The 13,167-nt window shown below is 65.8% G+C and carries 9 protein-coding genes and 1 riboswitch; of the genes, 1 reads left to right on the plus strand and 8 read right to left on the minus strand.

Translation table 11 applies throughout. The annotated features are described in order from the left end of the window. Nucleotides 1-285: 285 nt before the first annotated feature. Nucleotides 286-457, minus strand: a riboswitch (M-box (ykoK) riboswitch). A 124-nt stretch (nt 458-581) separates the two neighbouring features. Next, complete coding sequence (locus G6N33_RS11045; RefSeq protein ID WP_044509300.1) at nt 582-1,241, plus strand: O-methyltransferase; 660 nt, start codon at nt 582-584, stop codon at nt 1,239-1,241. Here the strand turns inward: G6N33_RS11045 and G6N33_RS11050 are convergent, their stop codons facing one another. The 8 genes from G6N33_RS11050 to G6N33_RS11085 form a co-directional block, all read right to left on the minus strand. Next, a complete protein-coding gene (locus tag G6N33_RS11050; protein ID WP_044512668.1) occupies nt 1,242-3,239 on the minus strand; it encodes an acyltransferase family protein in 1,998 nt (665 codons plus the stop codon). Nucleotides 3,240-3,474: 235 nt separating this feature from the next. Continuing rightward, complete coding sequence (locus G6N33_RS11055) at nt 3,475-4,905, minus strand: aldehyde dehydrogenase family protein (protein WP_044509299.1); 1,431 nt, start codon at nt 4,903-4,905, stop codon at nt 3,475-3,477. Nucleotides 4,906-4,932: 27 nt separating this feature from the next. Continuing rightward, entirely contained in the window at nt 4,933-6,639 is a 1,707-nt protein-coding gene (locus G6N33_RS11060) for a thiamine pyrophosphate-binding protein (protein ID WP_044509298.1), read from the minus strand. 90 nt (nt 6,640-6,729) lie between these two features. Further along, entirely contained in the window at nt 6,730-7,884 is a 1,155-nt protein-coding gene (locus G6N33_RS11065; protein ID WP_044509297.1) for a CaiB/BaiF CoA transferase family protein, read from the minus strand. Between the two features lie 104 nt (nt 7,885-7,988). Next, nucleotides 7,989-8,939 carry an SDR family NAD(P)-dependent oxidoreductase gene (locus tag G6N33_RS11070; RefSeq protein WP_044509296.1) on the minus strand — a complete coding sequence of 317 codons (951 nt, stop codon included), beginning with the start codon at nt 8,937-8,939 and terminating at the stop codon, nt 7,989-7,991. Continuing rightward, entirely contained in the window at nt 8,936-10,807 is a 1,872-nt protein-coding gene (locus tag G6N33_RS11075; protein ID WP_044509295.1) for a flavin-containing monooxygenase, read from the minus strand. Before G6N33_RS11075 ends, G6N33_RS11070 begins: the two co-directional genes overlap by 4 nt. Beyond that, entirely contained in the window at nt 10,804-12,204 is a 1,401-nt protein-coding gene (locus G6N33_RS11080; RefSeq protein WP_044509294.1) for an aromatic ring-hydroxylating oxygenase subunit alpha, read from the minus strand. Before G6N33_RS11080 ends, G6N33_RS11075 begins: the two co-directional genes overlap by 4 nt. After that, entirely contained in the window at nt 12,204-13,067 is an 864-nt protein-coding gene (locus tag G6N33_RS11085) for an SDR family NAD(P)-dependent oxidoreductase (RefSeq protein WP_044509293.1), read from the minus strand. Before G6N33_RS11085 ends, G6N33_RS11080 begins: the two co-directional genes overlap by 1 nt. Between the last annotated feature and the right edge of the window lie 100 nt (nt 13,068-13,167).

Here is a 13,167-nt window from a genome sequence, read left to right on the forward strand (position 1 = left end):
TTCCCCTAGCCGTAAGTCCGGTCGGCTCATCAGCGCGCTGGGTCCAGCACAGCAGGGCGCACGACCCGCAGACCGCTACTGCGGTTGCGGGACAGGCGGATTCAGAGCTGGGTCAGCAGTAGGAAATGCCGGAACCGGATCGGAACAAGATGGATTGTGGATGGCAACTATCGCCGGGACTCATCTCGCCCTCACCTCCTCACGGCCATGACACACGAGGGTGTCGTTACTTCACACGCGGAGGGGCAGGAACGGCCAACCATGCGGGTCCGCAAAGATCACCGTGCCGCACCCCTCTCGTCGGAGCTTCGGCACTGCACGGCGTATCCGAACTAGTCAGAAGCCACTTGGGCTCAACCCTTGGGTCCGGGAAGAGCTGTCCTGACCCGGGGCGTCTCTCGACGTTCGGGGTCAGTGGCCTGTATCCGTGCAGACGCCTCACCTACCGAGGTGCTTGCCCGTCCATGCTGGCACCGAGAGCGCCGCTCGTCAAACAGCCCGGGCCGGTGGTGTCCTGGCTCACAGCCGAAGGTGCGCAGACGCCAGCCGCGCCGAGGCCACCCAGGCCTACCCTCGACGGCATGGGCAACAGTTTGCTAGACCCTCGCGTCGAGGCGGTCCTCGACCGGATGTACACCGAGACTAAGAACCAGATGTCGCTGCTGCGCGAACGTATGCACGAGTTCAATCGACCGATGACCGCGGCGCAACGCAGCGAGGCGATGCGCGAGTTCTATATTCCGGTGAGCCCGGACGCCGGCCAGCTGTTGTACGCGCTGGTGCGGGCGACCCGACCGAGCACGATCGTCGAATTCGGAATGTCGTTCGGCATCTCGGCCATTCATCTCGCGGCCGCCGTCCGCGACAACGGCGTCGGCCGGGTGATCACCACCGAGCTCAGCGCGAGCAAGGTCGCCGCCGCGACGCAGACGTTCGCCCAGACCGGGTTGGACGACCTGATCACCATCCTGGAGGGCGATGCCCTGACCACCCTGCAGGGCCTGGACGGGCCGGTCGAATTCGTCTTACTCGACGGTTGGAAGGATCTCTATCTTCCGCTGATCAAGTTGCTCGAACCAAGGCTCAGCACAGGCGCTTTGGTCATCGCCGACAATGCCAGCGCCGCCGACATGGCACCCTACCTGGAGCGGGTGCGCACCCCTGCCAACGGGTACACCAGCTTCAACTTGCTCGTCCGGGAAAATGACAGCATGGAAATCAGCTGCCGCACCGGCGATTAGCTATCGCAGCGACTCTTCGAGCCACGGCGTCAACCACTGCACCCCTTCCGGGGTGAGGTGAACGCCGTCGCTGCGCACCTTGATGCCGTCCACCTTGGCGGTGTAAACGCCGTCCGGGCAGAGCTTTTTGTTCAGGTCCAGGATTTGCACATTCGGGTGCTGGGCAACCGTCTTGCGCAGCATGGTGTTCCATTGATTGACCCGATTCGGCTGATCTTCAGGGTACAGGCGGCCATCCGGCTTCTCCCCGCCCCGGCTGTAGGGAACGGTGGCTACCACCACTCGAACTCCGCTGGCGCTGACGATGTTCAGGGCGCGCTCCAGCTCACCGTTGAGGTAGGCGTCGAAGGTCGGATCGCCGATGTGGGTCCACTGTCCTTCGTTGACCCGATCCACCGTCTCCCAGCGGCCGATGATCAGCAGCGCAACATCGGGCTGGTCCTGGCTGACCTGCGCCGCCCACCTGCTCGGCCACGTGTCGCATTCCGGTCGTTGCTCTAGCGTCTGGCCGAGGTACCGATACGGTGTGCCGCGAACCAGGCTGCAACCGATGACCGTGTGGTCCAGGAAGGCGAACCCGGGCGTCGGCGGCAGGAAGTGCATCCACGTCCAGCCGATGGAATCACCGAAGACCGAAACGGTGAACGGCCGATTGGGGTTTCGCGGTCCCACCGGGCGACTTCCCCCGGGCTGCGCCGGTGACACCGCGGCGACCGCGGCGACGCCGGGCGGCAGGCCCTCGCGCAAGCCGGGCCCGGTTCCAACGGGAATCACCAGCAGCGTGATCGCCGCGGCGCTGGCCACGGTGGCGGCCGCCAGGGGCAGCAACGCCACCCGGGCCGGTCGCCAGCGGCGGACGGGCTGCTCAATCAGCCAGTAGGAAGCGGCGGCGACCGCCAGCGTCGCACCGCACCGAGCCGCGAACAGCGGCCAGCCCGTCCAGCCCGTGCGTTCACCGTTGAGCGCCATGAAGATTGGCCAATGCCATAGGTAGACGCCGTAGGAGATGGTTCCCAACCACACCAGCGGCGGCATCGCCAGCAGGCGGGCGATCAACCCGCGCTGCTCCATGGCCACCGGGGCCACCACGAAGACGGCCGCGACGGCCACCCCAATCAGCAGGCCGTGCCGGAAATCGCCGACGTTGCCGGTGGCGAAGTGGACCGCCGCTGCCAGGCCGGCCAGGCCGACCACTGGGAGCACGCGGGCGACCCGCCGGCCCCAGCGAGTCCGGATCATGCACCAGCCGCGGTTCAGCGACGGCCAATCCCGTACTAGCAGAGCGGCTGCCGCCGAGCCGACCAGCAGCGCCTGTACGCGGGTATCGGTGCCGAAGTAGATGCGATCCCGGGTGGTGTCGGAGACGAAGACGATGGCCGCCGCCGCGGAAGCCAGCGCCCCCAGGGTGGCGATCACGAACGTGGCAAACCGCACCCCGCCGACGGTTGCCCGCATGAAGTAACGCCTGGCTCGCGCCGCCAACAGCAACGTCACCACGATCAGCAGCACCGGCCAGAGGAAGTAGTACTGCTCCTCGACTCCGAGCGACCAGGCATGCTGCAGCGGTGACGACGTGCCTTGGGTGAAGTAGTCGGTCTTTTGCGCGACGAACCGCCAATTGGCCACCCACAGAAACGCGGCGATCGCGTCGTCGCGCAAGCCGCTGAGCGCCTGGGCGGGCAGCAGCGCCCGTCCGGCGCCCACGGCGAGCACCATCAGCACCAGCGCCGGCAGCAGTCGGCGGGCTCGCCGAATCCAGAAGCCGGTCAAGTCGATACGGCCGGTGCGACCGAGCTCGTCCAGCAGCAGCGAGGTGATCAGGAAGCCGCTGAGGACGAAGAAGACGTCGACGCCCAGGAATCCGCCGGTGACGCCTGGGATGCCGCCGTGGTCGGCCAAGACCAAGGCAACGGCGACGGCGCGCAGCCCGTCCAGCGCGGGGATGCCGCTGCGCCGCTCGGGTTTGTCCCAAATCGCGAGCCGCCCGGAGCGGCGCACCGGGGCCACCCAACGACGCGGCCCAGCAGGGCGCTCCGGAGCGGGATGCTGCCCGTCCGGCTCAGTTCTCGCTTTCAGCGCGGTCGGACCACTCTGCCGCCCAGCGCGGTAGTTGCTGCCGATACGTCGTCGCCCCTCCTCGTGACGTCAGCAAGCTTAGAGGCGGCCGCGCACGATCAGGTGGAGGACACGCAGCGGTTTCAGCTGTGGTGTCTTCGGATTTGAGGTTCGCGATTCAGCCCTCGTCGGGGGCGTAACCCAGTGTGCTTTTGACCTCCAGATACTCGTGGAAGCCGAAGTCGCTCCACTCTCGTCCGTTGCCGCTGCGCTTGTACCCGCCGAACGGCGCGTTCAGATCGAAGGCGTGGTTGATCGTCACCCATCCGGCGCGGATCCGGCGGGCGACCTCGCGTGCCTTGTCGAGGTCGGTCCCCGAGACGAATCCGGCCAGACCGTAGTCGGTGTCGTTGGCGATCTCGATGGCGTGATCGATGTCGTCGTAGCCGAGGATGCACAGTACCGGCCCGAAGATCTCTTCGCGCGCGATCGTCATGTCGTTGGTGACATCCGCGAAGACGGTCGGCTTGACGTAGTACCCCTTGTCCAGCCCCGCCGGCCGGCCCGGACCTCCCGCGACCAGGGTCGCGCCCTCGTCGATGCCCTGCTGTATCAGCCGCTGCACCTTCTCGAACTGCGTCTTGGAGGCCACCGGCCCGATCGCTCGCCCGTCGTCGGGGTCGCCCACCACGACTTTCTCGGCAACCGCTCGGGCGATGGTGATGGCGTCGCCCATCCGCGAATTCGGGACCAGCATGCGTGACGGTGCGTTACAACTCTGCCCCGAATTGGGCATCATGTTGGCCACACCGGCGCTGACGCTCGCGGCGAAACCGCTGTCGTCGAGGACGATGTTGGGGCTTTTCCCGCCGAGTTCTTGGGTCACTCGCTTGACCGTCGGGGCGGCCTTTTGGGCCACCTCGACGCCAGCGCGGGTCGAGCCGGTGAACGACACCATGTCGATGTCGGGGTGGCTCGCCAAAGCCACACCGACGCCGGCGCCGTCGCCGTTGACCAGGTTGAACACCCCGGGCGGTACGCCTGCGGCGTCGAGAATCTCGGTGAAGATGTAGGGCGAATAGGGCGCCACCTCAGAGGGTTTCAGGATGACGGTGCACCCGCACGCCAAGGCCGGGTACACCTTGACCGCGACCTGATTGATCGGCCAGTTCCACGGCGTGATCAGGCCACAGACACCGATGGGCTCCCGGGCGATCAGTGTCGCGCCGTGTTGCTCCTCGAACGGGAAGTTTTTCAGCGCGTCGATAGCCGTGGTCAGATGGCCGATTCCGAGGAAGACCTGTGGTCCGGCCGCCAGCGATGGCGGTGCACCGATCTCTTCGGTGACGGCCTCGGCCAGGTCGTCCGCCCGCTTTTGGTACTCGGCCAGGATTGTCTGCAGAAGGTCCAGGCGCTGCTGACGGGTACTGTGCGACCAGTCGGCGAAGGCCCGCCGGGCGGCGTTGACCGCCCTGTCCACATCGGCCGCCGAACCCAGCGAAATCCTGCCGGACACCTGTTCGGTTGCGGGATTGTCGACGTCGAAAGTGTTGGGACGCACCGGGTCGACCCATTGTCCGTCGATATAGAACTTGAGGTAGTCGCGCATCGGACGGTCCCTTTCTCGCTGGGTGATCTACTGAGTGCCCTCGGCGTACCAGGTGCGGAATTCGTCGTATTTGGGCATCTCCTCGGAGTTGGCCTTCGGATCGATGCAGACGTGGACGACGGCGGTCTTGCCGCTCGCGTAGGACCGCGCGATCGCCGGACCGATCTCGTCCTCCTTCTCGACGTACTCGCCGTGGCAGCCGAAGCCCTCGGCAACCTTGTCCAGACGGACGTCTTTGCTCCAGTGCACACCCGGCTGCGGCGACGGCTGCGGGAAGGTGCGCTTGTAGACGCCCACTTCCAGGCCCCACTGGTGGTCGACGCCCACCACGCAGACCAGCGGAAGGTCTTGCCGCGCAGCTGTTTCCAACTCGGCAATGTGGAAGAGGAACGCCGAGTCGCTGGTCAGCAGCAGCACCGGGCGGTTGCCACCCTCGGCGACCGACGCCCCGATCGCATACGGCAAACCGGTGCCGAGATGGCCGAAGTTCTGGTTCCAGATGACGTCGTGCGGTTTGGCCTGCGCGTAGGTCCAGCCGAAGATGACGGTGGCACCGCCGTCGCGCACCATGATGCCATTTGCTGGAAACGCCCGGGTGGCCTCGACGATGAACCGTGCCGGATGGATCGGCGTCCGCCCGGTCGGTGCGGTCTCGGCCAGTTGCGCCAGCTCCGCGGCGTCCTGGGCAATCCAGCGCTGCAGGTCTACGGACGGCGTTCGCGGAGTGTCGCGCAGCGCGTCCACCAACTGGGGCACCACGCCGCGAAGGTCACCGACCAGCGGCAGGTCGATGGGACGGTTGACGCCGATGGCGAGCGGATCCTGTTCGACCAGAACCCATTTACGCTTGGCGTCGTTCGGAGCCCAGTGCCGGGTTCTGCCGTAGTGGCTCGGTTCGCCGAGCTCCGTGCCGAGGGCGACGCACAGGTCGGATGTCACCACCGCCTCGACGGCGGCCGGGGAGAACCCGTAGGCGAAGGTGCGATCCTCGAGCCCTTCGATGAACGAGGTGCCACCGGAGGTCTGGATTACCGGGCATTGCATCAGCTCGGCGAGCTGCTTGACCGCCGCACCGGTGCGCGAGGTGTGGACTCCGTGCCCGACCAACAGGATCGGGCTTTCGGCCGCACGGATCAACTCCGCCGCTTCTCTCACCTCGCGTTCGCCCGCAGTCTGGTTGACGAGCCGATACCGGTGGGGCGGCAGCGGATCCGGTACGTCGAGCTCCTCGAGAATTACGTGCGACGGGTACTCGATGTAGGCCGGGCCGGGGGTGCCGGACATCGCCCGGCGGAACGCCTCGTGGATGATCTCGTCGGTCTGCTCGGCGTACTCGATGGAGGCGCTGTACTTTACCGACGCCGCGAATAACGGTTCCTGCCGGACAAATTGGATGCGGCCACGCCGGACCCGGCGCTCGGTGATGCGGGCGCGCTGGCCGCCGAGGAAGATCACCGGCGAGTTCTCCACCTTGGCGCACTGGATCGCGCCCGCCATGTTGGCCATGCCCGGGCCGAGCGTGCCGATGCATAGGCCGGGCTTACCCGTCATGCGCGATGCCGCCTCGGCCATGAATCCGGCGCTCAGTTCGTGGTGCGGTGCGACCACCGACCACCCGCGGGCGTCGGCCTCGGCGAACATGTGCACGAAGTTCGGGTCCGGGATGCCGAACAGGGTATTGACCCCCTCGGCCTCGAACAGGTCGAGAATGCGCTTGTACACGGGCACGGCCATGGTGGGAGACTCCTTCGGGATAGATCGCCGTGAGTGGCCGGAAGGCCGCGATGTCCTCGCCGGGATTACGGCGAAACAGGCTGTGGTAATTCATGATTCGACCTGCAACTCAAGCGTGTCGAGTATCTGCTCGGTGTGCGCGCCGAGTTCGGGCGCGGGTCCGGCGACGCGGCCCGGTGTCCGGGAAAACCAGGTTGGTACACCGGGGAAGCGCACCGGTCCGTGCGGGGTGTCCACCGTCTCGAACATGCCGACGGCGCGCAGATGCGGGTCGTCGAACAGCGCGTCCGGCGTGTTCAGCGGGGCGGCCGGTATCTCGAGTTCGCGTAGCAGGGTCAACCACTGCGCGGTGGTGCGCTCCTTCATCGTCTCGGCCACCAATCCGTACACGGTATCGATGTGGCGGGCACGTTGTGCCAGCGTCGAATACAGTTCGCTCGCCCACGGTGGCCGCACGGCCTGCATGAAAGCCTGCCAATGCTTGTCGTTGTAGATCAACGCCGCGATATAGCCATCGCTGGTGCGGTACGGCCGGCGGTTCGGTGCCACGGTGCGCGGATACACCGCCGGGCCCAGAGGCGGTTGAAACAGTGCACCGTTGGCGTGTTCGACGAGCATGAAGGAGGCCATGGTTTCGAACATGGCGACCTCGACCTCTTGTCCCTCGCGACTGCGCTCGCGATGGAACAACGCCATCGTCGTGGCGTACAACGCCGTCAGGCCGGCGATCTTGTCGGCCATGATGGTGCCGACGTAGCCGGCCTCGCCAGTCAGTTGCTGTTGCACGGCCGGCAGGCCGCACTCCGCCTGGATGGTGTCGTCGTAGGCGGGCCGGTCACGATCGGGGCCGCGGCGCCCGTACCCGTAGCAGTTCGTGTACACAATCGTGGGGTTGATCGCGGCGACCGCGTCGTAGCCAAAGCCGAGCTTGGCGATCGCTTTGGCGCGCATCGAGTGGATGAACACGTCCGCGGTTTCCAGCAGCGCGCGTAACGCCCGGGCGCCCGCCTCGGTTTGCAGGTCCAGCACGATGCTGCGCTTGCCCCGGTTGACGTTGACGAATACTCCACTCATACCCGGCGCTGGGCCCACCGAGATGTAGCGGGTGTTATCACCTTGGGGCGGTTCGACTTTGATCACATCCGCGCCCATGTCGGCCATGATCTGGGTGCAGTAGGGGCCCATCACCATTGCGGTGAGGTCGATCACGCGCACGCCGGCCAGCGGCCCCGTCGGGTTAGGCATCCAGCGCTCCTTGCGGCCTTCTCGCGCCGAACGTGCGGGATATGTACGAAATGTGGGCCCATCGTGTACATACGCCCCACGCTCGGCGCGGCTGAGTCAGGACGCTAGCCATTGAGCGCTCCTTGATCGGTCGAGCGGTGCGCCAGTTCGAAGCTGTATCGGATGTGCTCGTTGTGTCCGTTCGGGACGGCCGGAAAGATCAGTGGCGCTTCGACGTACCGGATGGCGTCGAGATGGCTGCCGACGTCCTCGATGGTCCATGCTGGCCGGCACACGCCGGGACTCTCGGCGATGACGGCCCGGGCCACCCGGCCCGCCAGGGCGACGAACAATTCGCCGGTGACCGAGCAGGATTCATGAGCGAGCCACCCCACCACAGGCGCCACGAGTTCCGGGCCCATCGGCGGATAAGACGAGGTGTCGATGCCCTCGGCCATGCGGGTCACGGCCGCGGGCACGATCACGTTGCACCGCACCCCCTCGGCCGCGCCTTCCAGGGCCGCGACATTGGCCAGTCCGATCACACCGGCCTTGGCCGCCGCATAGTTGGCCACGTTGTGGTTCCCGTAGAGGCCGCCGATCGACGACGTCAGCACAATGCGGCCGTAACCCGCCGCGCACATCGACGGGAATGCCTGCCGCACCACGTTGAAGGCGCCCCGCAGATGCACGTCCAGCACGGCGTCGAAGTCCTCGTCGCTCATCTCCTTCAGCGAGGCGCGGCGTACATTGCCGGCGTTGTGGATCAGAATGTCGATTCCGCCGAAGTGCTCGAGCGCGGTCTGCACGATGGCGTGTGCGCCGTCGCGGGTCGTCACCGTCGCGGTGCACGCGACGGCGGTGCCCCCGGCCGCGGTGATCTCGCCGACCACCTGCTGGGCCGGGGCGGTGTCGACGCCGGTGCCGTCGAGTCCGCCGCCGACGTCGTTGACGACCACATTGGCCCCGCGGGCGGCGAGCAGTTGGGCATACGCACGACCCAATCCGCGACCGGCTCCAGTCACCACGGCAACGCGATTGTCGAATCGCAGTTGCCGTGCCACGATTTCGCTCAACTGCCGAGCACCAGCCCTTCCAGGTCGCCCTTGTCGCGCCACACCCGCAGCAGGTCCTCGAAGGCATAGAAGCCCGGGCCGTAGGGCTCGCCCAGGTGCGAGCGGATGCCCTCTCCGGCCGCGGCGCCCATGCCGCCGCCTTCGTTGTTGTAATAGCCCGGCGTGCACTCGGCGTCGAACGCCGAATTGTCCACGGCGGTCTCACGGATCGTTGCGCACCACTGCTCCTGTGCCGCGAGGCTGGGCTCCACCGTGGTGGCGCCGCGCTGCAACGCTGCGGCGATGACGTAGGCGATGTGTTCGCCCTGCAGTTCGTAATTCGCGGCGATGTTGGCCGAGATGCCGACCTGGGTGAAGCCGGTGTAGAACTGATTCGGGAAGCCGCGGCTGGTCATCCCGTGTAGTGTCTGGTAGCCGTCGCGCCAGTAGTCGAATAGCGACAGCCCGTCGCGTCCACGGATCGTCTCGATGGAATAGCGCCGGCTGATCTCGGTAGTGATCTCGAACCCGCTGGCGTAGATGATGCAGTCCACCTGGTATTCCACCCCGTTGGCCAGCAAGCCCTTTTCGGTGGCCCGCTCGACGCCCTTGGTCGCCGACACGTCGACCAGCGTGACGTTCGGACGGTTGAAGCTGGGCAGGTAGTCGTCGTTGGAACAAGGCCGCTTGCACAGGAATCGGTAGTAGGGCTTGAGAGCCTCGGCGGTCTGCGGGTCGTCGATCAGGGTGTCGATGCGGCGGCGCAGCCGCTCCATGAGCTTGTAGTCCTCTTCCTCCCGGATCGCGATGAACTGCTCAGGTGTCATCGACGCGGGATCGTCTAGGGCGAGCACCCGGGCGGCGGTGTTGCGCCCCAACTCCGTCCAGAAGTCACACACCAAATCCGGTTGGCCCGGCGCCATCCCCTCGAACGTCCAGGAGTGAAAGTTGCGCTGACGTTCCCGTTGCCAGCCCGGGCGCAGCGTCTTGACCCATTCCGGATCGGTCGCGGTGTTGTTGCGCTGATCGACGGTCGACGGCGTGCGCTGAAACACGTACAGATGTTTGGCGTCGCGGGCCAGGAAGGGAACGATCTGGATTCCGGTAGCGCCGGTACCGACCACCGCGACGCGCTTATCGGCCAACTTGTGCAGGCCCCCGGTGACATCGCCTCCGGTGTAGTCGTAGTCCCACCGTGACGAGTGAAAGCTGTGTCCGCGAAAGGCTTTGATGTCGGGGATGCCGGGGAGTTTCGGTCGGTGGAACGGGCCCGACGCCAGCACGACGAACCGGGCGCGGATATCGTCGTCGCGGTTGGTGCTGATTCTCCAGCGCTTGATCTGTTCATCCCAATGCAGTTCGCGCACCTGGGTGGAGAAGATCGCCGAGTCGTACAGACCGAAATGCTTGCCGATGTTGCGGCAGTGCTGATAGATCTCGGCGCCGTCGGCGAACTTCTTCGACGGCATGAAGTCGAGTTCTTCAAGCAGCGGTATATAGCAATACGATTCGTTATCGCATTGAATCCCGGGGTAGCGGTTCCAATACCAGACGCCGCCGAAGTCGCCGCCGAGCTCGATGATCCGGACATCGTCGACACCCGCCTTTTTCAGGTGGGCGGCCGAGAGCAGGCCGGCGAATCCGCCACCGAGGACGGCGACGTCGATGTCCTCGTTGATCGGTTCCCGGGGTGTGACCGGGGTGTAGGGATCGACCTCGTAGTAGCCGGCGAAGTCGTCCTCGAGTTCGACGTACTGCTTGGATCCTTCGCTGCGGAGCCGCTTTTCGCGCTCCTGCCGATATTTTGCGCGCAGCGCGTCGATGTCGAAGTCCTCGGGCGTCTGGGTCGGCCCGCAACCGTTCTGGTTTCCGTTGCTCTCGGAACTCATGCCGGCCCAGACTCCTTGTCTGACAGTTCGTGGGGTTCACCGGCGCCCATGTACCGGGATAACTGGTAGTGCAGGTTGACGGTGCTGCGCTCGCGGTACGGGTTGGGCTTGGTGCCGCCGAAGCCTAGGGACTTCATGCCCTGCTGCACGGCGGCCATGTTCGAGAAGTCCTGGGGAAGCACCGATCGCCACCTGGGGTCGCCGACCGGTGTGTATTCCCATTCCGTTTGCGGCTCTTCGCCTTTGGGGTAAAGCTCGAAGACCGATACTTCGAAGATGCACTTGTCCGGGTTGTAGCTGGGATGCGGCCGCGCGCCGTAGCATAGGGCGCTGGTCAGGCCTTGCCCGATCTGGAAGTTGGGGAAGATCTGCCACGCGGTGCCGGCCTGTCCCAGAATGTCGGCGGGAATCGTCGGCCAGATCACGCCGCGGGCTTCGTCGTCGCGGCGTGCCGACGCCAGCCAGTGTTCGAGAACCTGGTCGGCCGGAGTGCCCTCGGGTAATTCGTCCACCAGGCGCTTGGCGGCATTGACCAGCGTCTGGGTGGTGGTGGCGTTGGTTTCCTCCATCGTGTACACCTGCATCTGGGCGGTCGACACCCGCGGGTCGGCGCCGGTGCCCAGGCGGATCTTGGACTTGGTCGCCTCCAGGTCCTCGGGTGCGTCGTAGCCGATATTGCTGTGTCGGCCTTGGGCTTTGGCCCAGCCCTTGAATTCGCCGAACTTGTTGAACTCGGGATGGGTGGTGTAGACGTGGTAGGTCTCGTTGAAGGCCTCTAGCGCGACCTTCCAATTGCAGTCGAAGAACAGCCATTTGCGCCACTTGTAGCGCATGTTTTCCAGGCCGAACGGGTCCAAGATCTTCGCGGCGGGAAACAGGTAGTCGGCCAGCGGCTCGCAGTCGGGGTCCATGTTGATCCACAACCAACCGCCCCAGGTGTCGACCCGGACTGGTCGAAGGTGGGTGTTGTCCGGCGTGATCGCGCCCTGCCAATCCTGCTGTTCGCGGATGTGGGTGCAGGAGCCGTCGAGTCCGTAGGTCCAGCCGTGAAAACCGCAGACGAACGATTTTCGGGCGCGCCCGCACGCATTCTTGGCGCCCTGAGGGGTGTCGATGAGCCGGCGGCCGCGGTGCATGCACACGTTGTGGTGGGCGTGAAATTCGTTCCGGCCCGTGCGGACCACGATGATCGAGTCGTCCAGAATGTCGTAGGTCAGGTAGCTGCCCACCTCGGGCACCTCCTCGACGCGGCCGACCTGCTGCCAGACCTTGCGCCACAGCTTGTCCCGTTCGGCACGGGCGTACTCCTCGGAAAGGTATGCCTCGGCCCCGATCGTCATCGGTCGTGACAGTTCCTCGGCTGCTTGAGAATTCACGCCTTTGGCTAGGTCGGTCATCACATCCTCCTGATCGCCGCGCGGAAGGACTCGTCCTTGAGGAACAGTGACGTGTTGTCGCCGCCGAGATGGCTCCACTTCAGGTCCAGGCCGCCGTCGACGAGCAGCGTCTGGCCGGTGATGTAGCTGGACATGTCCGAGAGCAAAAACAGGATCGCGCCGGCCTGCTCTTCGGGACGCCCACGTCGACCCATCGCGATCGCCTGCCGGTCGCGCGCGGGGTCCTCGTCGACGTAGGTGCGTGACGCCGCCGTCTCGGTGACGCCGGGTGCCACGGCGTTGACCCGAATTTCCGCCACCGCCAACTCGAGCGCCATGGTGCGGGTCATCGCCGTGATGGCGGCTTTGGCTGTCCCGTAGGCGATGTGAAACGGCGCGGTATTCATGCCGCTGATCGACGAGATCGACACGATCGAACCAGGGTGCCGCTGCGCGACGAGCTCGCTCGCCACGGCTTGGCTCATGAAGAACGCCGTTTCGAGGTTGTCGGCGAAAATCTTGCGCCAGTCGGGGCGCGTCACCCGGGTGCACGGCATCCACGTCGACGGCTCGGCGCCGCCGGCGACATTGACCAACCCGTACAGATTGCCATCGGCGCGGCACGCCCGATCGATGACCGCGGCGATGCCCTCGTCGCTGGCTACGTCGGCAGCCACGGGCACCACGGCCAGACCCTGTTGGGCCAGTGGGGCGATGTGTTGGTCGAGGTTTTCCTTCGACCGGCTCACCGCGATCACCGTGGCGCCCGCCCGGGCGGTCATCGCGGTGATGGTCGTACCGATGCCGCCGCCGCCGGCGCCGGAAACCACGACCACCCGGCCGCGCAGCCCGAGCAGATCGCCGAGATCCTGGTGACCGTCCATGCCCTCCCGTTCACCTATCTAAGCCCGCGATATTGTCCGGACAAAATATAACGTTCTGCGCTATGGAGAACACTATTCCGATCGCCGGACTCGCCTGTCA

Origin of the sequence: Mycobacterium simiae, from assembly GCF_010727605.1 — a bacterium.
GTDB lineage: Bacteria > Actinomycetota > Actinomycetes > Mycobacteriales > Mycobacteriaceae > Mycobacterium > Mycobacterium simiae.

Bases quoted from the DNA above. Each gene is read 5' to 3' on its own strand.
- G6N33_RS11045 (WP_044509300.1), top strand. From the start codon at position 582: ATGGGCAACAGTTTGCTAGACCCTCGCGTCGAGGCGGTCCTCGACCGG.
- G6N33_RS11055 (WP_044509299.1), bottom strand. From the start codon at position 4,905: ATGCGCGACTACCTCAAGTTCTATATCGACGGACAATGGGTCGACCCG.
- G6N33_RS11060 (WP_044509298.1), bottom strand. From the start codon at position 6,639: ATGGCCGTGCCCGTGTACAAGCGCATTCTCGACCTGTTCGAGGCCGAG.
- G6N33_RS11065 (WP_044509297.1), bottom strand. From the start codon at position 7,884: ATGCCTAACCCGACGGGGCCGCTGGCCGGCGTGCGCGTGATCGACCTC.
- G6N33_RS11075 (WP_044509295.1), bottom strand. From the start codon at position 10,807: ATGAGTTCCGAGAGCAACGGAAACCAGAACGGTTGCGGGCCGACCCAG.
- G6N33_RS11080 (WP_044509294.1), bottom strand. From the start codon at position 12,204: ATGACCGACCTAGCCAAAGGCGTGAATTCTCAAGCAGCCGAGGAACTG.
- G6N33_RS11085 (WP_044509293.1), bottom strand. From the start codon at position 13,067: ATGGACGGTCACCAGGATCTCGGCGATCTGCTCGGGCTGCGCGGCCGG.